Source organism: Tenuifilum sp., from assembly GCF_037481895.1.
Classification (GTDB): Bacteria; Bacteroidota; Bacteroidia; order Bacteroidales; family Tenuifilaceae; genus Tenuifilum; species Tenuifilum osseticum.
Window position 1 is genome coordinate 19401 of sequence record NZ_JBBFKU010000032.1, and the last position, 20310, is coordinate 39710.

General features: G+C 43.6%; 17 protein-coding genes. 11 read left to right on the top strand and 6 right to left on the bottom strand.

Annotation, left to right across the window (positions count from 1 at the left end):
• The first annotated feature begins 16 nt into the window (after positions 1–16).
• The 6 genes from rpsD to WHS63_RS10160 all read left to right on the top strand — a co-directional run bounded on the left by rpsD (position 17) and on the right by WHS63_RS10160 (position 8869).
• Entirely contained in the window at positions 17–625 is a 609-nt protein-coding gene (gene rpsD, locus WHS63_RS10135) for a 30S ribosomal protein S4 (protein ID WP_445205001.1), read from the top strand.
• A gap of 15 nt (positions 626–640) precedes the next feature.
• The gene (locus WHS63_RS10140) at positions 641–1633 is read left to right on the top strand and encodes a DNA-directed RNA polymerase subunit alpha (protein ID WP_369489108.1); all 993 of its coding nucleotides are present in this window, start codon (positions 641–643) and stop codon (positions 1631–1633) included.
• A gap of 5 nt (positions 1634–1638) precedes the next feature.
• Positions 1639–2163: a 50S ribosomal protein L17 gene (gene rplQ, locus WHS63_RS10145; protein ID WP_445198277.1), complete on the top strand. Its 525-nt coding sequence runs from the start codon at positions 1639–1641 to the stop codon at positions 2161–2163.
• An 85-nt stretch (positions 2164–2248) separates the two neighbouring features.
• Positions 2249–3541, top strand: coding sequence for a phosphopyruvate hydratase (gene eno / locus WHS63_RS10150; RefSeq protein WP_445198278.1), 1293 nt, complete (start codon positions 2249–2251; stop codon positions 3539–3541).
• 81 nt (positions 3542–3622) lie between these two features.
• Entirely contained in the window at positions 3623–5512 is a 1890-nt protein-coding gene (locus WHS63_RS10155) for a menaquinone biosynthesis decarboxylase (RefSeq protein WP_445205002.1), read from the top strand.
• A 24-nt stretch (positions 5513–5536) separates the two neighbouring features.
• On the top strand, positions 5537–8869 hold the full coding sequence (locus tag WHS63_RS10160) for a two-component regulator propeller domain-containing protein (protein ID WP_445205003.1): 3333 nt from the start codon (positions 5537–5539) through the stop codon (positions 8867–8869).
• Positions 8870–8917: 48 nt separating this feature from the next.
• On the opposite strand, the gene WHS63_RS10165 is transcribed toward WHS63_RS10160, so the two are convergent.
• Entirely contained in the window at positions 8918–10348 is a 1431-nt protein-coding gene (locus WHS63_RS10165) for a DUF5723 family protein (RefSeq protein ID WP_445205004.1), read from the bottom strand.
• Between the two features lie 3 nt (positions 10349–10351).
• Entirely contained in the window at positions 10352–11011 is a 660-nt protein-coding gene (locus WHS63_RS10170) for a hypothetical protein (RefSeq protein ID WP_445205005.1), read from the bottom strand.
• 532 nt (positions 11012–11543) lie between these two features.
• Here WHS63_RS10170 and WHS63_RS10175 point away from each other — a divergent pair.
• From WHS63_RS10175 to WHS63_RS10195, 5 genes are all read left to right on the top strand, one after another.
• Positions 11544–11822: a hypothetical protein gene (locus WHS63_RS10175; protein ID WP_445205006.1), complete on the top strand. Its 279-nt coding sequence runs from the start codon at positions 11544–11546 to the stop codon at positions 11820–11822.
• Between the two features lies 1 nt (position 11823).
• Positions 11824–13656: a DNA mismatch repair endonuclease MutL gene (gene mutL, locus WHS63_RS10180; RefSeq protein WP_445205007.1), complete on the top strand. Its 1833-nt coding sequence runs from the start codon at positions 11824–11826 to the stop codon at positions 13654–13656.
• Positions 13657–13709: 53 nt separating this feature from the next.
• On the top strand, positions 13710–14534 hold the full coding sequence (locus WHS63_RS10185; protein WP_445205008.1) for a rhomboid family intramembrane serine protease: 825 nt from the start codon (positions 13710–13712) through the stop codon (positions 14532–14534).
• An 82-nt stretch (positions 14535–14616) separates the two neighbouring features.
• On the top strand, positions 14617–15492 hold the full coding sequence (locus tag WHS63_RS10190; RefSeq protein WP_445205009.1) for a rhomboid family intramembrane serine protease: 876 nt from the start codon (positions 14617–14619) through the stop codon (positions 15490–15492).
• On the top strand, positions 15492–16574 hold the full coding sequence (locus WHS63_RS10195; protein WP_445205010.1) for an endonuclease/exonuclease/phosphatase family protein: 1083 nt from the start codon (positions 15492–15494) through the stop codon (positions 16572–16574). Before WHS63_RS10190 ends, WHS63_RS10195 begins: the two co-directional genes overlap by 1 nt.
• Positions 16575–16579: 5 nt before the next feature.
• Here WHS63_RS10195 and WHS63_RS10200 read toward each other — a convergent pair whose 3' ends face one another.
• The 4 genes from WHS63_RS10200 to WHS63_RS10215 all read right to left on the bottom strand — a co-directional run bounded on the left by WHS63_RS10200 (position 16580) and on the right by WHS63_RS10215 (position 20190).
• Positions 16580–17545 carry a pyridoxal-phosphate dependent enzyme gene (locus WHS63_RS10200; protein ID WP_445205011.1) on the bottom strand — a complete coding sequence of 322 codons (966 nt, stop codon included), beginning with the start codon at positions 17543–17545 and terminating at the stop codon, positions 16580–16582.
• Between the two features lie 18 nt (positions 17546–17563).
• The gene (locus WHS63_RS10205) at positions 17564–18352 is read right to left on the bottom strand and encodes a hypothetical protein (RefSeq protein WP_445205012.1); all 789 of its coding nucleotides are present in this window, start codon (positions 18350–18352) and stop codon (positions 17564–17566) included.
• A 283-nt stretch (positions 18353–18635) separates the two neighbouring features.
• Positions 18636–18776 (bottom strand): hypothetical protein, encoded by a 141-nt coding sequence (locus tag WHS63_RS10210; protein WP_445205013.1) that lies wholly within the window; start codon positions 18774–18776, stop codon positions 18636–18638.
• Between the two features lie 547 nt (positions 18777–19323).
• Positions 19324–20190, bottom strand: a complete 867-nt coding sequence (locus WHS63_RS10215) for a hypothetical protein (protein WP_445205014.1) — start codon at positions 20188–20190, stop codon at positions 19324–19326.
• Positions 20191–20310 lie beyond the last annotated feature (120 nt).

The following is a 20310-nucleotide window of genomic DNA, read 5'->3' on the forward strand; positions in this document are numbered from 1 at the left end:
ATAAAATTACAAAATAATGGCAAGATATACTGGACCAACAACCAAGATTGCCCGTAAATTCGGAGAGCCCATCTATGGGCCGGATAAGTACTTCGAGAAGAAGAACTATCCTCCCGGGGTTCACGGCTTAATGAAGAAACGCAAAAAGGTTTCGGAGTACGGAACCCAGCTGCTCGAGAAACAAAAAGCTAAGTACACCTATGGCCTACTTGAGCGTCAGTTTGCTAACCTATTTAAGCAAGCTGCTCGCAGCAAGGGTATCACCGGTGAAATTCTGCTTCAGCTGCTCGAGTCGCGTCTCGATAACGTTGTATACCGTTTGGGTATTGCTCCTTCACGTGCAGCTGCCCGTCAGCTTGTGTTGCATAAGCACATTGTTGTAAACGGTAAGGTTGTAAACGTACCCTCATTCAGGTTACGTCCCGGTGATATTGTTGGCGTTCGTGAACGCTCAAAAACACTCGAGGCTATTACCGATTCCCTTCAGTCAAACCGTCACATCAAGTACTCATGGCTGGAGTGGAATAACGATAAAATGGAAGGCAAATTCATGAACGTACCTGAGCGTTCGGAAATACCTGAGAATATCAAGGAGCAATTAATTGTTGAACTTTACTCTAAGTAATAAAACCTGTACCATATGGCAATACTGGCATTCCAAAAACCCGATAAGGTTATCATGCTTGAATCTACCGATAACTTCGGTAAGTTCGAGTTTCGTCCTCTTGAGCCAGGCTATGGTATCACGGTGGGAAATGCGTTAAGGCGTATTCTGCTATCTTCGCTCGAAGGTTATGCCATTACCTGGATTAAAATACGTGGCGTTGACCACGAGTTTTCAACTATACCCGGTGTAATGGAAGACGTAACCGAGATAGTTCTCAACCTGAAGCAGGTTCGCTTTAAACGAATAGTTGACGGTGTTGACAACGAGAAGGTTACCATAACAATTACGGGGCAGAACGAGTTTAAGGCTGGCTACCTGTCCAACTTCCTTTCAGGATTCAAGGTGCTTAACCCTGAACTGGTTATCTGTCGAATGGAGCCTGATGTTAAGATTGAGATTGAGGTTAACATCAGCAAGGGTAGGGGATATGTTCCCGCTGAGGAAAACAAGCCTGAAGATGCTGAGTTTGGTATCATACCCATTGACTCCATTCACACTCCTATCCGTAATGTTAAGTACTCGATTGAAAACTACCGCGTAGAGCAGAAAACCGACTACGAAAAGCTTATCATCGAGATCAGTACCGATGGCTCTATTCATCCGAAGGATGCACTGAAGGAGGCTGCTAAGATTCTGATTTACCACTTCATGCTATTCTCCGATGAAAAGATTACCCTGGAGACCGAGGATAAGTTTGAAACTGAGGAATTCGATGAGGAAATCCTCCACATGCGCCAGCTGCTGAAGCAAAAGCTGGTTGACCTTGACCTGTCAGTTCGCGCATTGAACTGCCTCAAGGCTGCCGATGTGGAAACCCTTGGCGAGCTGGTTCGTTACAATAAGAACGACCTACTCAAGTTCCGTAACTTCGGTAAAAAATCGCTCACCGAACTTGAGGACTTGCTCGATAGCCTGAACCTCTCGTTTGGCATGGATGTATCAAAGTATAAATTGGATAAGGATTAATTACGATGAGACATAACAAAAAATTTAACCATTTAGGCCGTAAGAGCGCTCACCGTAAGGCAATGCTATCGAATATGGCATCGTCGTTGATACTGCACAAGCGTATCACCACTACTGTAGCAAAAGCTAAAGCTTTACGCTCTTATGTTGAGCCACTGATTACCCGGAGCAAGGACGATTCTACACATCAGCGCCGTGTAGTTTTCAGCCATCTTCAAAACAAGCAGGCAGTAACTGAACTTTTCCGTGAGGTGGCTCAGAAAATTGGCGATCGCCCCGGCGGTTATACCCGTATTCTTAAAACTGGTACCCGTATTGGGGACGCTGCCGATATGTGTATTATCGAGCTGGTTGACTTCAATACTACTTACGTGAAGGAAACAGCTAAGCCTGCAGCCAAGAAAACCCGTAGGGCCGGCTCAAAAGCTAAAAAAGCTGAAACCGGTAGCGCTAACGTAGTTGCTGAAGAACCAAAATCGGAAAATCAGGATAGCGAAAATGCTACTTCAACTGACGAAAAGGCTGAGTAATACCAGTTTAACAATACTGATTTAGGGATGAGCTTTTGGCTTAATCCCTTTTTTTATCTAACTTTACTTAAAACTACAACAAACTATGGGACAAATTGTAAGCGTTCATGCCCGTGAAATTCTCGATTCCAGGGGCAATCCAACCGTTGAGGTGGATGTGATTACTGAGAGTGGATACTTTGGCCGTGCTGCTGTTCCAAGTGGTGCTTCAACCGGCGTTCATGAGGCCGTTGAGCTTCGCGATGGTGACAAGGGTCGTTACCTTGGCAAGGGCGTACTCAAGGCTGTTAACAATGTGAACACAATAATAGCCGATGAGATTGTTGGCATGAATGTTCTTGACCAACAACTAATAGATGAAACCATGATTAAGCTCGATGGCACCCCCAATAAGGGTAACCTTGGCGCCAATGCTATTCTTGGTGTTTCACTAGCTGTTGCCCATGCCGCAGCTCAGCTTACCAACCAGCCCCTTTACCGTTACGTGGGTGGCGTTAATGCTCGTACCCTTCCTATTCCCATGATGAATATCCTAAACGGAGGTTCGCACGCCGATAATAGTATCGATTTCCAGGAGTTTATGATTATGCCCGTTGGCGCCAACTCCTTTACCGAGGCTATCCGTATGGGTGCTGAGGTTTTCCACAACCTGAAATCTGTTCTCAAAAAGCTTGGATACTCAACCAACGTTGGCGATGAGGGTGGATTTGCTCCTAACCTGAAATCGAACGAAGAGGCTATCACCGTTATACTACAGGCCATTGAAAATGCCGGATACCGTCCGGGCGAGGATATTTACATCGCTCTCGACCCCGCTTCGTCCGAGTACTACCTGCCCGAGGAAAAGGTTTACCACCTGCATAAATCAACTGGCGAGAAGCTAACCCCTGCTCAAATGGTTGATTACTGGAAGAACTGGGTTGACAAGTACCCAATCATTTCCATTGAGGATGGTATGGCCGAGGACGACTGGGATGGCTGGAAGCTTATCACCCAAACCTTAGGCAATAGGATTCAGCTTGTAGGCGATGATCTTTTCGTAACCAACGTGAACCGCTTGCAGAAGGGTATCGATACCGGCGTAGGTAACAGTATTCTTATTAAGGTTAACCAGATTGGTACATTGACAGAGACAATCAATGCCGTTCGTTTAGCCGACGTTCACTCCATGACCTCAATTATGAGCCACCGCTCAGGTGAAACCGAGGATACTACCATTGCCCACCTGGCTGTGGCCTTAAACACTGGTCTTATCAAAACCGGATCTGCTTCACGTTCCGATAGGATTGCTAAGTATAACCAGCTTATACGTATTGAGGAAATGCTTGGCGATGCAGCTATTTACCCAGGTAAGAACTTCAAGTACATCAAAAAATAGTTCGGTTTTTGTAACTTTTCAAAGGCTTCGGAAGTATTATCTGAAGCCTTTTTTTATTTTTAGGGGCTAAATAGTTCCGGCATGGCCTACAAGTCGCTTAGTCATTTTATTGATGTTCTCGAGCAAAACGGTGAACTACTGAGGGTGAAACGTTTTGTTGATCCCGTTCTGGAAATAACCGAAATTACCGATAGGCATTCAAAGCTACCTGGTGGAGGGAAAGCTCTTCTATTTGAGAATACTGGCACCAATTTTCCTGTGCTTACCAATGCCTTGGGTTCCGAGAGAAGAATATGCCTGGCTCTTGGAACTAATAACTTGGAGGCATTGCGCGACGATGTGGGTAGGCTGCTTGAACAGTTTACACGGCCAAGGAGCAGCCTATGGTCTAAACTCTCGGCATTACCCGAACTTACCCGGGTGGCATCGTGGATGCCAGCAAGCCGGACCGGTAAGGGCATTTGCCAGCAGGTTGTCCATTACAACCCCCATCTTGACATGCTGCCCGTTCTTAAATGTTGGCCACACGATGGGGGTAGGTTTATCACCCTGCCCATGGTACACACCGTTGATCCCAATACTGGAACTCGGAATGTTGGGATGTACCGTATGCAAATTTTCGACTCCTCACATACAGGCATGCACTGGCACAAGCATAAAACTGGCGCTAAGCATTTTGAGGAGTATAAGCGCTTAGGCAAGCTAATGCCTGTTGCAGTCACTCTTGGTGGCGACCCGGCCTATACCTATGCAGCTACTGCCCCAATGCCCGAGAATGTGGATGAGTACATTCTTGCCGGTTTTTTACGTAAAAAACGGGTAAGGCTGGTTAAGTGCCTAACGGTTGATATTGAAGTACCCGAGGATGTTGACTTTGTAATTGAAGGCTATGTTGATCCTTCCGAGGAACCAGCATGGGAGGGCCCTTTTGGCGATCACACCGGTTTTTACTCCCTGGCCGATTGGTACCCACGCTTCAAGGTGACCTGCATTACCCATCGCGCCGATGCCGTTTACCCGGCCACCATAGTTGGGGTTCCTCCAATGGAAGATGCTTATATAGCCAAGGCAACCGAACGTATCTTTCTTGAACCAATACGCCGAACCCTCCTGCCTGAGCTAACGGATATGGTACTGCCTACCGAAGGGGTTGCCCATAACATTGCCCTGGTTAAAATAAAGGATGAGTTTCAGGGACAGGCTTACCGTGTAATGAACGCACTTTGGGGTGCAGGACAAATGATGTTCAACAAGGTGCTTGTTGCTTTCCCAAATAACATCAATCTTACCGATGGTTACCAAATGCTTAACCATATATGTAGGACTGTAAACCCTCAAGCCGACTTGTTTTTCGGGAAAGGTCCACTGGATGTGCTTGACCATTCATCAAATCAGTTTGCTTTTGGTAGCAAGCTATTTATCGATGCTACCGCGCTGAATTACAGAGAAGCTGGTTACAGTGGGAATATCGATGATATTAAATCAAGTACCCTAGCATTTTCAAATCATTTAGTTGCCTTAAACCTGACACTTATTGAAAAGGACATACCTATTCTGGTAGCCTCGGTAAGGAAAAAGGAGATAGAGGATTGGCAGTTGTTTAAGCAGGAGCTCACATTACAGCCTATCTTTCAGGATTTGTTTGCTTTAGTTCTTGTTGATTTGGAAAATCAAATTGATGACCTTTCGCTGGTGCTCTGGTTTTTGTCGGGCAATATCGATCCCTCACGCGATTTATCAATTACTCGGGTTAACGGAAGTAACTTGATTTTGATTGATGGAACCCGAAAGGCCTATCCTACCGATAACTTTCCAAGGCTTTGGCCGAACATTGTTACCATGGATGGCGAAACCATTGAAAGGGTTGATCAAATGTGGCATTGGCTCGATATAGGTGAATTCATTGAATCGCCATCGCTTAAGTTCTTTAATCTGAACCAAACCGATGATGCAGTAATGCGAATTCAATAACTTTTTTGTACCTTAGCCTAAACCATGGGGTTGTTTAGAATATATAAAAAATTACTGCCTAGTTGCGTTGCAGCTCTTTTGCTGGCTGCAACATCATCGGTTTTTGCTCAAAGGGTAAATGTTACCCTGTTTAACTCCGATAATGGTTTGCCCCAATCGTTTGTAAATGCTTTAATTCAGGATTCCTTAGGCTTCCTGTGGATAGGCACCCAGGATGGTTTATGCCGTTACGATGGTTACGATTTTGTGGTTTTTAACAACAACCCCTACGATAGCCTTTCGCTCTCCAATAACTACGTGAATCATTTGGTTGAGGGAATAAATGGTGAGCTTTGGATAGCAACCCGAAGTGGGCTTAATAGGTTTAACCGAAAAACAGGAAAGGTTAAGGTTTACTACAATGAAGCAAATAACCCAAGGTCGCTGTCGTCCAATATGATACTTAGGGTGTACCGCGACCGGAGTAATAGGATTTGGGTAAAAACCATTGATGCCTTACATTTATACAACCCAACAACCGACGATTTTACCCGATTCCCGCATTTCAACGATATTTTTAACATATCACAAACATCCGATTTGTCGCCGATTTTTGAGGATTCAAACGAACGACTTTGGGTTGGCTCTAAGGACGGACTATTCTATTTCGATAAAGAACGTCTAGTTTTTAAAAGGTACTCCGAAGATCCAGCTAATCCAAATTCCATTTGGGGTAATAGGGTTAATGCTATTACTGAGGGTTTAAGCGGGAAATTGCTAATTGGTACCGATAAGGGGATAAATGAGTTTGACTTTCTTACACAGAAATTTCGTAGAGTAATCCTTACGCTTAACGACCCTTCCAACAAATCGTTGACTACTGGAATTCAGTTCCTGGGTTATGATAACGATTCCTCCCTTTGGGTTGGGAGCGTGGGAGGATTGGGTAAGTTACTTCCAAACGGTACATTTATTAAGTACAATAGCATTTATAGCAATAATTTACCCGTAAATATTTTAAATGTATCAACGGTGCTTCGCGATAGGACGGGAGTACTGTGGATTGGTTCGCAAACCGGGCTGGTTAAGGTAAACCCCTTTGAGCACCGTATTGGTGGGTACAGTAAGGATCCAAACGGGCGGAACCTATTCTCAAACAACGTTGCAGCATCGGTAATTGAAAGCACTGACGGTAATATTTGGGTTGGAACATGGGGTAGCGGTTTGCATATCTTCAACCCCACAACTGGTGAAAACCGACATTACTGGTCGGGAGGAGGCAACTACATTCCTAATGATTTTATTCATTCCCTTTACCAAACACGCGATGGTAGGGTACTTGTAGGCACACGCAATGGGGTTTTTCAATATCTTCCTTCATCGAGGCAGTTTGTCGACTTTTTTGAGAGGAACAATGTGTATGTTGGCGATCTGTTTAAGAACAACAGGGTTTACTCCATAACTGAGGATTTACAGGATAGAGTTTGGTTTGCCACCCGGCAGGGATTGCATTGCTTGAAAGGTGGAAATCTCATAAGTTTCTATGCCAGAAGGGGTGATTCCCTTTCGTTACCGGGAAATGAGGTTTACGATGTGGTTGCCGACAAAAATGCTAACGTTTGGGTGGCAACAATTTCAGGACTTTGCAGAATATCAGCCGATTTGAGAACCATTGAAAAATTCTCATTCATTGGCAATAAAAGTAGGTTGCCTTTCGAAGTGCTTTGCCTTTACATTGCCAAGAACGAAACAGTTTGGGTTGGTACTACCAGTGGTTTATTCTGGATTAACCCAAAAGGAAAAAATGTTCTGCATTCGGTTGTACTACCCGATATTAATATCAGGCTTATAAACGATATTCTGGAGGATGATCGTGGCCGATTCTGGATTAGCACCAATAAGGGATTGGTTCTGTATAATCCTCTTTCCAATTTGGTTAAGGTTTTCAATAACTCCGATGGGCTTTTTAGCAATGAGCTAAACATAAACGCATCGTTTAAGAATAGTAAAGGGAGGATGTACTTTGGGAGTATCGACGGTGTTAACGTATTCCATCCCGATTCAATTCCTACCAATAAGGTTGTTCCAAATGTTTGTATTACTCACATTCAGGTGTACAGTAAGTCGGGCAACACCGAAATAATCCCGTATCAGCTTAAGTTCCTAAGGATACCTGATGATTTTAGCAACTTAACCTTCACAATTGCAGCCCTTGATTTTGTTCAACCCAACAAGAATTCGTACCGCTATCAGCTTGTTGGTCACGATAGCCGTTGGGTTGAGCTGGGAAATACTAACAAAATTACTTTTTCAAACCTTTCTGAAGGCGACTACGAGTTAAGAATTATGGGTTCCAATAGCGATCAGGTTTGGACAACAGAATATAAATCGCTAAGGATTCGTGCTGTTGCGCCTTGGTGGCGATCGCGGATTGCCAAGTGGATTTATGGGGTTATTGTACTGATTTCTCTCTTAGTATGGGCCATTCGTAGAAATAAGCATTTGCGTGAAATTAACCGCTTACTCCATGAACGTGAAACTGTGCTTGAGGAACTTAGGTTGCAGAAAGACGAGTTGGCCTTTAAGAATAAGAATATCACCGATAGTATTAACTACGCAAAACGTATTCAGGAATCGATGCTTCCTTCCATTAGCCGATTTAAGGAATTTGTACCTGAATCGTTTGTGATTTTTAAACCTAAGGATATTGTTAGCGGTGATTTCTACTGGGTGAACGAAACCCGTAACAAAACCTTTATTGCTGTGGTCGACTGTACTGGTCACGGCGTTCCTGGGGCGTTCATGTCAATCATCGGTATTGAGTTGCTTAGAAATATCACCAACGTTGAAGGCGTTGACGATGCTGCCGAAATACTTAACAGGCTTAGCGTGGCCATTCATAACACATTTGCTACCAGTAGTTTTGATAGTGCTGAGGGTGTAAAAGTTAAGGATGGTATGGATGTATCGTTCTGTGTTATCGACAAGGAGTATAACATGTTGCAGTTTGCTGGCGCCTTTTCTAACCTTTTCCTGGTTCGCGATGGAAAGCTAATGGAGATCAAGGGCGACAGGTACTCCGTGGGTATGGCAAATGAGCTAGGGCACAGTCAGTTCAGCAGCTACTACATACCAATCCAACCAAACGACACAATTTACATGTTTACCGATGGAATTGTCGATCAGTTTGGAGGCCCGGAGGGTAAGAAGTTCAAATACCGCAGGTTTAGACACCTTCTTTTGAGTAACTATATGAAGCCTATCGAATTGCAAAGGACTAATATTGAAAAAGCCATTAACGATTGGATGGGTAACCTTGAGCAGGTTGACGATATGCTAATTATAGGTATTAAACCAGAGTTAAGCTGTATGTTCTAGTATTGTTTACTGGTGATAATGCCTAAAATTCCAGTTCTATTTACTCTTTTACTTTACCCCATGCTGCTTTCGTTTCTGGTCCAAACCCCATGTCCAGAAACAACCACCACCGCTCGATTCCGGAATGCTTAACTTTTTCTTTTTTTGCTTACAACCCCAGAACAGGTTAAAGCCAAACCTTAGGTTTGCATTTCGTACCCTTTCCGGGTAGAATGGGGCAAGCAGGTTATCGGTAAGAATGTAAAACTGAAAGCTTTCACCCCCAAGGTTAATAGCGGCTCCAATGTTGGCAAAAGAGCCGTTCATCACAGAGTAGGTTAATGAAACCGATGAACCTTTCTTGGCCATAGCAATGGCCGATAGGGTCAGTCCTACCACAGGCCTGCCCGGATACCACTCGGTTCTTACATGTGCACCCGCAAGTAGTTGTGGGGTAAATGCGTAAGTGCCTCCAAAATAGGCTTTAGGGTTTAAAAATGACACAAAGCTACCGTTTGAGTGCTGGAATTGAACCTGATTGTTTATGGAATCGGCAAGCATGTCGATATAGGCATCGGGGTTGGTAAGGTCGGCAGGGGTGGCACCACGGTAAACAAAATGGCCATCGTTGGTAAAGCGCGAGGTGCTTTTGAGCCACCATATAAATCCTAAGTCCAGAATGCTACCACTCCATGTAATAGGGTCGTTGGGCTTTACAAAGCCCAAGTCGAATGCAAGCCCCGGATTGCTGAAGTTAAGGAAGAATGGCAATGGGCTAAATGCCCCTGCGCTAACTCCGGTAACATTCCCTGCAGCATCGGTAGTTACCCCTAAGGGGTAAGCTACGTTTACCTGTGGATTCCAACGGGCATCAATATTGTGGGTTAAGGCATCTATCTCAATATCAACGCTATTCCTTTTGGTGTAAAGGCCTGCAAGACCGAACAGGATTTTAGCATGGGCGCCAACAAGCACATCGCCACGTAATCGGGTGGAGTAGCCAAATGAAAACTCCCTGTAGTAAAAACTGTTTAGGCCGGGATTGGAGGTTATTAGCCCATTGCCCACGTACTGCGTATTCCCGTTAGCAAAAAGCGACATCAAACGTTTCGATACAAATAGCTTACTCTCCACCCGCTCAGTCCAGGCAAAGTTAAAGTACTGGTCGTTGTCGTACATAAATCCGAACGAAACGGGTGTGTAGTGGAGTTCCTCCGATAGGTAGTCCCAGCTATGCATTTGCCCAACAAGGGCAGGAAAGTTAATGGTACCTGTTCCGTTTGCAATATCGTTATAGGAAAAACCGGTAGAGTTCAGGTTTAGGTGTAACGAAGAAAGGAATGGCACACCCACATATACCGGACAATCAATCTGAACTGCTGGGTTTATTAGGTTCGATTGCGGTATGCGATGCATAAAGAAAAGCGAATTGCTTTGCTGTGCACATGCCAATGTATAAGCAAAAAATAAAGCGGTGAGAGTGGTAAATCGCAATAGCATACCCTAGTTATTTTTGATAGTTTTGAAATCGACACGTGCAGCCAGCTGTACTTTTAGCTTGTAACGGTCAAAATATTGGATATTCTGCTCAGTAACTCCTTCTTCAGTAATTACCAATCCGGCCCTAACCACAGCTGTGGACGCGTTTTGCCATAAGTCGATACGGTTTTGGTCAAAATCAACCTTATACGATTCAAACTTGGTGCCCACCACGTTGCCATTTGAGTATATCTCGGCTGCAGGAACACTGGCCGGCTGTGCAAACAGTGAGTCTAACTTATTTTGGCCGCTGTCAAGTATCCATATTTGGGCATTCCCTTGTAGTGGAAACTCGTTCCAAATGTTTACGCGTATCATTATGTAGCTAATCAGATCGGACTGATTGTAAACCTCATTAAGGTTAATTGCAAAGGTATCCTGTATGTAAACATAGTTGTGTTTTGCCCAGTCAGGGACATTCTCGGTCAGGTTTACAACTGGTACGCCAAGGGTTTCAAGCGATTTACTGAGATTAAATTCACCCTCACCAACCGGCAAGGAAATTGAAGGAGCAAAGCTAACCGTATCGGGTAAAGGTTCAATGTTTTTTGTGCAGCACGTGAGGGATGTAATAAAAACAACCCATATGCTAGTTTTTACTCCAATTTTAACTATCATTCTCATTTAATAGTGTTTTTCTTTAACTATAACGCAATGCAATCAGTTTTATGTTTCTATAACCCATATTCGCCAGTTGAAAAATCTAATCATTCCGACTCAAAGTCACTCGTTTAACGTTTCACGGTTCACGTTTAACGCACTCAAGTTTCCTCTAACTTCTTCAAACTTCCTCAACATCATCATATTCCGATCATTCCGATCATTCCGATCATTCCGATCATTCCGCCCCAAAGTCACACGTTTAACGCTTCTCGGTTCACGTTTAACGCACTCAGGTTTCCTCTAACTTCCTCTAACTTCTTCTTATTCCGATCATTCCGATCATTCCGATCATTCCGTCTCATTCCTTTAAAAGTACCATCTCCCCATTTTTATCAGCCCAGTTGAGTTTTTAGTTCATGAAACTTCAGTTTAACATTTTTATAAAGCATTGTAATTTACGATATTTGATTAAATGGTCAAGTGTGGTGTTGATAAAAAATTGAAGCATAATGATAAATGGCTAACTTTGTAATTCTAAAAGGAGATGCAAGTCATGGCAGGATTCAAGTTTTTTAGTATACCAAAGCCCAAGGGTTTTAGGTATAAACCTATATACTACAATGAGCAAAAGGAGGAGATGCGTGAGCGCGAGGAACGAGTTCGAAAGGAATTAGGGCTCACCGACAAGGATAAACCTTTTGTGCCAAGCATTAGGGGGCAGTTTCAACGCGCACGAAAGATTAGTAGACCCTCGAGTAGGCAGTCGAATATCAGGTTATTGATTATCATTATAGTTCTTCTGCTAATCAGTTACTTCGTATTTTTCCGCTAGTATGGCCGATGTAATTCAACTGTTACCCGATTCCATTGCCAATCAGATTGCTGCGGGCGAGGTGGTTCAGCGTCCAGCCTCGGTGGTTAAGGAACTCATGGAAAACTCCATCGATGCTGGGGCTCGTAATATCAACCTAATTGTCAGGGAGGGTGGTAAAAGTTTAATTCAGGTGATTGACGATGGGGTGGGAATGAGCGAAACCGACGCAAGGCTTTGCTTTGAGCGCCATGCCACCTCCAAGATTCGCGAGGCAGCCGACCTCTTTAACATCCGAACCATGGGTTTTAGGGGCGAGGCACTGGCATCCATTGCTGCTGTTGCCGAGGTTGAGCTGCGAACCCGCCGGGCTGTTGATGAGGTTGGAACGGAGGTTAACATTTCGGCTTCGGAACTGGTTAGCCAGCAACCGGTGGCCTGTTCTACCGGCACCCAAATTGCGGTTAAAAATCTCTTTTTCAATGTTCCGGCAAGGCGCAAGTTCCTTAAAAGCGATTCCGTGGAGCTTAAGCATATTATAACCGAGTTTCAGAGGGTCGCATTGGCTTACCCCGAAGTGGCTTTCAGTTTGAGCCACAACGGTTCAGAACTCTACAGGCTGCCAGCATCGGGATTGAAGCAAAGGATTATTGGCCTGTTTGGCAAGACCATAAACCAACACCTTGTGGATTGCTCCACGCAAACATCAATAGTTAATATTGGTGGTTATATAGGTAAGCCCGAAGGGGCTAAGAAAACTGCAGGCGAACAGTTCTTTTTTGTGAATGGCCGTTTCATGAAGAACCCTTTCCTGCACAAGGCTGTGATGAACGCATATAACCGCTTACTGCCACCCGATACCTACCCCTCATATTTCATTTATTTTGATATCGATCCGCAGTCCATTGATGTTAACATACACCCCACAAAAACCGAAATTAAGTTTGAGGACGAGCGAATGATCTGGCAGATATTACATGCTGCTGTACGGGAATCGCTCGGAAAATTCTCTGTGGTGCCCCCAATCGATTTTGATTCTGCTCCAGGATTCGATATCCCATACCTTCCCAAGAATGCACCGGTAACTTTTCCCACCATTGACGTTGACCCCTCCTACAACCCTTTCGATGAGCATAACAGGAATGTTCGTAAGCCTCATAGTGCTGATAAATCGCGTGAATCGGCAACCGGCTGGGAGCAACTTTTTACCGATTTACTCCAGGATCCAACCCCCATTCAAACCCGAATCGAAACCTTTGAATCGGAAGGGATGCTGAGTAAAGCTCCCGAAAACACCAACCGTTTTTACCAGTTCAAGGGCAAGTACATACTTACCACTGTAAAGTCGGGGCTGATGGTGATTGATCAGAAACGCGCTCATGAGCGCATACTTTACGAGCAGTATATAAGCGGCATGCAAGCCGATATAAACCTGAAACAGCGCGAGCTGTTTCCACAGGCCATCGAGCTGCTACCTGCCGACTTTGAGCTGCTGATGAGCAAGGCCGATGAGCTGTCGCGTTTGGGTATGGAAATCAGCAACCTAAACCACAACACAATAAGCGTGAATAGCATGCCGGTTAGCTCATCGGTTACCGATCCCGCAAAGCTGGTTGAAAACCTGCTTGCCATTATGCACGAGAACCAAGCCCTCCCGTTCGACGATGCTAAACATCGCATTGCGCTTACCATGGCCAAAGCATCGGCTATTGGATACGGTAAACAGTTGAGTCAGTTTGAAATGCAGGAGATAGTTGATAAGCTTTTTGCATGCCATGAACCAAACCTTACCCCCGATGGGAAAAAGATTATTGTAATACTTGAATTGGACGATATTGACAGCCGGTTTAAGTAACCCCTAAACAATTTCTGATTACTAATGTTAACTCAATTCATAACACTAATAAGATGATATTCGGAAACAGAAATATTTTTAGCTCAACGCCCCCTGTGGTGATGAACCTAATTATGATTAACGTGGTAATGCTGGTAGTAACCTGGGTAATGGCGAGCACGTTTGGAATTGATTTAAATCGCATTCTTGGTGTTTATCCCCCGGGCTCACCCAACTTTCGCCCTTACCAGATTGTTACCCACATGTTCATGCATGGAGGGTTATTTCACCTCTTCTTCAACATGTTTGCCCTTTGGATGTTCGGTCGAATCCTGGAACAGGTTTGGGGTAGCCGCCGCTTTTTTATCTACTACATGGTAACCGGCCTAGGGGCTGTAACCATACATCTTTTGGTTAACTACCTCCACATTTCAGCTATCCAGAACGATGCTATGGCCATGCTAAACACCCCGTCGCCCGATGCTTTTGCTGCATTTGTTACCCGCCATTTTCCTGAGTACTACGATCAGGTTTATGCCCAGTTTCTGGATAAATGGTACTTGTTCCCAAACAGCCCGGTTTATGCAGATCAGGCTGCTGAGTATACCCGTCAACTGATTGCACTGCAGCAGGGCATACCAACTGTTGGAGCATCGGGTGCAGTTTACGGTGTGCTGCTTGCCTTTGGGGTTCTGTTCCCAAACACTATACTGATGTTACTTTTCCCGCCTATCCCAATTAAGGCTAAGTGGATGGTAATTATTTACGGCGGTTTGGAGCTATACCTGGGTTTAACCCAACCCGGGAGTAGTATTGCCCACTTTGCTCACCTGGGTGGTATGATTTTTGGCTTTATTCTCATCAAACTTTGGCAAAGACGCACCGATGTTTTTTATTAGTGTTGATATTTAGCCAAAAATCGGTTAACTTTACTAATACCTTTAAAGCTCGTTTTTTTGAACGGTTAAACATTTTTGTGTTATGACTATTTGGGATGAGATTAAGAGTTCGTTTCGGCTGGGTAGCAACCTTACCCGGCTTATCTATATCAACCTTGGTGTATTTTTACTTTTTGGATTGCTAAGGGTTTTCCTTTTCCTCTCTGCAAGTTCTTCGGGCTGGATAACAGGTTTTATGGCAGTGCCGGCCAACCTTCAATCGCTCATGGTTCGCCCATGGACTATTGTAACCTACATGTTTTACCATGAGGATTTTTTGCATATTCTCTTTAACCTGCTATGGCTTTACTGGTTTGGCCAGTTGTTTCTGCAATTCTTTGCCCAGAGGCAGTTCACATGGGTTTACCTGCTTGGCGGTATCAGTGGGGCTTTACTATACATTTTAGCGTTCAACTTATTACCTCCATTTAAAGGCTATGCTGAGGTATCGTTAGCCTTAGGCGCATCGGCTTCGGTGCTAGCCGTGGTTATTGCAGTGGCAACACTTCAGCCCAACTTTACTGTTTACCTGCTTTTTCTTGGTGCCGTAAGGCTCAAGTACCTTGCCCTTGCCACCGTTGTCATCGATATCATTAGCATCCCTGTTTCCAACGCTGGAGGGCATATTGCGCACCTTGGTGGCGCCCTGTTTGGCTTCCTCTACGTTGTTGCTCTGCGTAGGGGAACCGATTTGGCTAAGCCATTTTACAGCATTAGCAGCATTAGGTTTCCAAAACGGAACCGAATGAAGGTAACTTACCGCAGCCATAATGCCGATTACGACTACAACTACCGTAAAGCACAAAAGCAAAAACAGATAGATGATATCCTCGATAAGATAGCCCGCTCCGGCTACGATAGCTTAACCAAGGAGGAAAAGGATATTCTGTTTAAGGCCAATAACAGGAACATTAATTGATGCTCATTGTAAGGCTAATCCATCGGATTTTGGTGGGGGTAAATGTACTTTTTGCCCTCTTGCTGGTGCTTACCTATGTGAGCGTTTACATTAACCCTGAAGATTTTTGGTTTGCTGCGCTATACGGATTGCTTTACCCTTTCTTACTGATAGTAAACCTACTTTTTCTTTTTTACTGGATTTTTCGTTGGCGAAAGTTAGTTTTCATTTCATTTGCAGCCATTCTGCTTGGCGTTAGCCATTTCAATGGCTTTATTCGCTTTCCGTATGGGAGTACAGCAAAGGGTTCCAATCCTGATTTAAGGGTGATGACTTACAATGTAAACCTTTTCAGGCTTTACTCGTGGTCAAAGCTAAAACCCTCATATTCCGATATACTAACTCATATTAAGGACAACGACTTTGATGTGGTTTGCCTGCAGGAGTTTTACCTTAGGGAGGGCAAGCTGAGCCATCTTGATGTTGAGCAGCTGTCAGGGATGAAGGTTTATTCCTCGTTCATACTTAGGCGGCCATCGTCGGCTTACGGCTTGGCCATTTTAACCAATCAACCTGTTGTGAGTGTGGGCGAAATATCGTTTCCTAATTCTTTTAACGCATGTATGTATGCCGATATAGTTAAGGGAACCGATACCATTAGGGTTTACAACCTTCATCTGCAATCAACCCGGTTAAAGGAGCGTAACTTTAACTTTTTGCTTCGTAATGAGTTTAAGCTCGATAGCAAGAACTACGATGAGCTAAAGGATTTACTCAGCCGATTAGGCGTTGCCTTTACAAAGCGGGCCCGCCAGGTGAATATGGTGGTTGAACACATGCGTACTTGCCGTTATCCCATTATTATTTGCGGCGATTTTAACGATTCGCCCGTATCGTACACCTATCACACCCTAACGGCTTCCCTACACGATACATTTAAAGATGCAGGAAGCGGGGTTGTGGTAACCTTCAGCGGCCTGTGGCCCTCGTATCGAATCGATTATGTCTTACGGAGCAGACAGTTCCGAACCGTAACTTACCAAAGTCCTCGACTGAGGTACTCTGACCATTTCCCGGTTGTTGTTGAACTGCAACTACAGTGAAGCCGTTAGCCCTGCCAGGGCAGATGGTTTAAATCCACATTACCCCCTGAAATTATTACGCCAACACGTTTGTTGCGGAAAAGTTGAGCATTCTCCATGATAGCCGCCACCGGCACAGCCGACGATGGCTCAATAATAATCTTCATACGCTCCCACACCATGCGCATGGCCTCAATAATTGATTGTTCTGAAACAGTGAGTATACCGTCGCAGTGCTGGCTTAGAATGGTGTAGGTTAGGGGCGAAAGCGATGTAAGTAACCCATCGGCTATGGTTTGGGGTTTTACCGAGGGGTAAATGGTATGGTCGCGGAGCGAGCGGTAGGCATCGTCGGCATTCTTTGGCTCAGCGCCATAAACCTTAACATGCGGGAACCGACCTTTGATAAATGTGGCAGTTCCGCTAAGTAATCCTCCACCCCCAACAGGCGCAATAACAATATCGAGTTCAGGCTCCTGCTGCATAAGTTCCAGTGCTGCCGTTCCTTGTCCGCACACCACGTTAAAGTTATCGTAGGGGTGAATGAATTTGGCTCCGGTTTGGGACTTTATGCGGAGCATGGTTTGCTCCCTATCGGCTTGCGTCGGGGGGCAAAAGGTGATTATCCCACCATACCCTGCAACAGCTTTCTTTTTGATTTCGGGAGCATTTTCAGGCATAACAATGTATGCCGGTATTCCCCTTTGCCGTGCAGCCAATGCCAACGCTGCAGCATGGTTGCCTGAGCTGTGGGTGATAACACCGTTGTGAGCCTCATCGCTACCTAAACGCAGAATTGCATGGGTGGCCCCACGGAACTTAAAGGCTCCTACCCGCTGAAAGTTCTCGCATTTAAGGTAAGCGTTACACCCTAATATGGTGTTTACACTCCTGGATGTTAGAACCGGCGTGCTATTTATGTGTTTCGCAATAAGGTTAAAAGCATTCTCAATGTCTAAATGGCTTGGAGTGGTTACATCCTGCATTGCCATACTGTTTACTTTTTGGTGTTATTTTTTTCCTTTTTTAATCGTTTCAAATTCCTTGAACCTATCAAGTATCCGTTCACGTATTTCGTAATCGGTTGAGGTTAGTATATAGTTCTCGTCGAACTTCAGGTATTCCATAAATTCCTGCAGTTCATTTCCGGTTAAACCGGTTAGGCTGCTAACTATACCCGCATTAAATTTTCGGTCGGCTATGCGCTTTTTTCTATCCTTTTCTATGGCCTCGGCAACCTTTTCGTTTTGCTTCTGGTACCAGTCCTTGCCAAAGCTTAACCCCATGGTTGGCTGTGGTAGGTTACGCAGGTTTAAGCCCTTGGTGATCTTAAGGAAGTATAGCTGTATTACCTCCTGCTGCTCCGTTACCCTTGTTTTTGTCAGCTTTAGGTTGGCAAACTCGCGTAGAAATCGGTCGTAGGTGCTGAAGCGCGATATTTTAACCTCTTCAATCTGGTAAACCTTTGGGGTAAGGGTTAGCTCGTAAAAAAGGGTATCCTTGTTAAACTGTCCCCAGTTCAGCACATGCTTGGTGTGGTAGCCTATAGCAGTAATGCTAAGGCTATCGCCCAGCTTAAAAGGAATGCTAAAGTATCCCAGCAGGTCGGAGATACAACCCTTTTTCTGGGTGATATTCATAACATGGGCAAGCCCAATTGGCTCATGCGAGTAGTAATCCGTAACCCTGAAATTGATAACGCGCAACGAGTCGGGCATCGGGAGTAATACCTGCGCTCTAAGGCTGCTATTACCGGCAATTATTGCCAGTAACCAGAACAGAAGGAAGCACTTTCTCAAAACCGATAGATTTTTCTCAAATATAGCACATTCAGTAAATGGGCAAATACCCCTGCCCAACTCTTTAACCCAAATTAACCGGTAGGGGTGATGGTTGTTCGTTGATCGTGTTTCGTTGCTCGTGAGTATCACGTCACACGCTCTGTGTAACACCGTGTAACTCTGTGATACTTGCTTTTGCTCGATTCTTGAGACAGTTGCCATGCTGAGCCCGGTCGAAGCATCTCTTTTTACTTACATTCCCCTTTTAATTGATAAAATTCCTAAACCAGCATGGAATGACTTAAGCAGTGGCATAAAAGCCTGAACCGGCAATGGGTCGTGGGTGGAACGTTGCGTTGGGCTTAGTAAGCGATACCAAATGAGTCACGCCGTAGGAGTGGCGAATAGTATCGCGTGGCAGTTCCACCCGCGGGGTACCCATCGGGTCGGGCTTTTCAGCCTTGATTTTCTTTGGTTCTTTCTTGTATCAAGACAAGAAAGAACGTGTAAATCGCTCTTTGTTCTGATTTTTCTGTTGCGATGCAACGCATCAGAATTGCTCTTTGGAATATACAATACGTGCATCGCCAAATAATTTGAATACCTCAATACCCTGGGTTAAAACCAGGGCTAATGTGATTTGCCCTTTCAGGGTATATATGCGTCTAAAGACGTGTGCTAACTAGTGAGTTCTTAAATCTTAAATATATCGAGATTCCTTGACTTGCACGGAATGCCAGAAACCCTATCTTCCTTTCTGCTCCCTTGTCATGCTGAGCTAGCCGAAGCATCTCTTTGTACCTTCATTCCTTGATTTAATGAGATTCCTCGACTAGCTCGGAATGACAACGCATTGACCCCCTCATTCACTTTGTCATGTTAAGCGTAGCGAAACATCCCAATACAATCGATATGTTGAGATACTGCACTTAATTCAGGTGTAATATTATGACTCTTCCTATTTAACCCATTTTAATTGATGTTTACAATTATAATGATATTTCACCAATTTTAGCCTCATTTTTGCATAATTCACCATAAGCGTATAATAGATTTTCAGAGCTTAGAATATATCTACTCTTGTATGTTGGAATAAAAATTAATTTTTTATTTTTTATTTCTGTTATTGCAATGTTAACATTTTTTTGTACATTATTTGACTCAATTTTATTTTTCATAAATTCAACTTTCATAGATTTATTATCAATTACATTTTTTATTTGCTGTTTGTTTCCAGTAATAAATATAATTTCAGCATTTGTTTTTAAAATAAAATCGAAAATTTTATTAAATCTTTCTTTAATATAATCTTGATCAAAGTTGGAAAAATTAAATTTTTTTGAAGGATATGGAACAATTTCTAATTGAAGTTTATTGTTTCTTATATTTTCTATATCATCGAGGCTATAATTAAATTCTTTATCTTTTAAAAAATTCAATCCAAAACCCTCGAAAAATGCAAGTTGTCGTTTGTCAAATTTTGGAATGCTTTTATTTTTATTTTTATTTTTAATGTCCTCTACTTTACAGGTACCAAAATTTTGAAAGTAATTTATATATGAATCAATATCTTTAATAATTCTACCACACATAGGAAAATCTTCTAAAACTATACCATCCTCTTTTATTTCAACATTCAGACCATTGCCAGGGTTTAACTCAACAAAAATAATTTTTGATTCAAGATTACCAGTAAAATACATAGGTAAAGCTTTGGCATTGAGTTCAAAATTAGAATCATAAATTTTATTATTAAGGTTTTCGCACTCGTCAATGGGTTTGTTGTTAATAAGACTCTTGATAGCATTGTCAATTTCTTTACCAAATATGTTAATAAAAGTTTCTCTGGTTTCCATATATTAATATGTTTTTGTTAGTACTATAGAATATCAAATATATATATTTTTTTTCACTACTGAACGACTAAAAAAAATAGGGGCTATTTCCCGAAGGATTCACCCCAAGTTGTAAGTTTG

What these genes read in the sequence shown, in the direction of transcription:
- rpsD (WP_445205001.1), top strand. Translation starts at nt 17, where the DNA reads ATGGCAAGATATACTGGACCAACAACCAAGATTGCCCGTAAATTCGGA.
- WHS63_RS10140 (WP_369489108.1), top strand. Translation starts at nt 641, where the DNA reads ATGGCAATACTGGCATTCCAAAAACCCGATAAGGTTATCATGCTTGAA.
- rplQ (WP_445198277.1), top strand. Translation starts at nt 1,639, where the DNA reads ATGAGACATAACAAAAAATTTAACCATTTAGGCCGTAAGAGCGCTCAC.
- eno (WP_445198278.1), top strand. Translation starts at nt 2,249, where the DNA reads ATGGGACAAATTGTAAGCGTTCATGCCCGTGAAATTCTCGATTCCAGG.
- WHS63_RS10155 (WP_445205002.1), top strand. Translation starts at nt 3,623, where the DNA reads ATGGCCTACAAGTCGCTTAGTCATTTTATTGATGTTCTCGAGCAAAAC.
- WHS63_RS10160 (WP_445205003.1), top strand. Translation starts at nt 5,537, where the DNA reads ATGGGGTTGTTTAGAATATATAAAAAATTACTGCCTAGTTGCGTTGCA.
- WHS63_RS10165 (WP_445205004.1), bottom strand. Translation starts at nt 10,348, where the DNA reads ATGCTATTGCGATTTACCACTCTCACCGCTTTATTTTTTGCTTATACA.
- WHS63_RS10170 (WP_445205005.1), bottom strand. Translation starts at nt 11,011, where the DNA reads ATGAGAATGATAGTTAAAATTGGAGTAAAAACTAGCATATGGGTTGTT.
- WHS63_RS10175 (WP_445205006.1), top strand. Translation starts at nt 11,544, where the DNA reads ATGGCAGGATTCAAGTTTTTTAGTATACCAAAGCCCAAGGGTTTTAGG.
- mutL (WP_445205007.1), top strand. Translation starts at nt 11,824, where the DNA reads ATGGCCGATGTAATTCAACTGTTACCCGATTCCATTGCCAATCAGATT.
- WHS63_RS10185 (WP_445205008.1), top strand. Translation starts at nt 13,710, where the DNA reads ATGATATTCGGAAACAGAAATATTTTTAGCTCAACGCCCCCTGTGGTG.
- WHS63_RS10190 (WP_445205009.1), top strand. Translation starts at nt 14,617, where the DNA reads ATGACTATTTGGGATGAGATTAAGAGTTCGTTTCGGCTGGGTAGCAAC.
- WHS63_RS10195 (WP_445205010.1), top strand. Translation starts at nt 15,492, where the DNA reads ATGCTCATTGTAAGGCTAATCCATCGGATTTTGGTGGGGGTAAATGTA.
- WHS63_RS10200 (WP_445205011.1), bottom strand. Translation starts at nt 17,545, where the DNA reads ATGGCAATGCAGGATGTAACCACTCCAAGCCATTTAGACATTGAGAAT.
- WHS63_RS10210 (WP_445205013.1), bottom strand. Translation starts at nt 18,776, where the DNA reads ATGGGTACCCCGCGGGTGGAACTGCCACGCGATACTATTCGCCACTCC.
- WHS63_RS10215 (WP_445205014.1), bottom strand. Translation starts at nt 20,190, where the DNA reads ATGGAAACCAGAGAAACTTTTATTAACATATTTGGTAAAGAAATTGAC.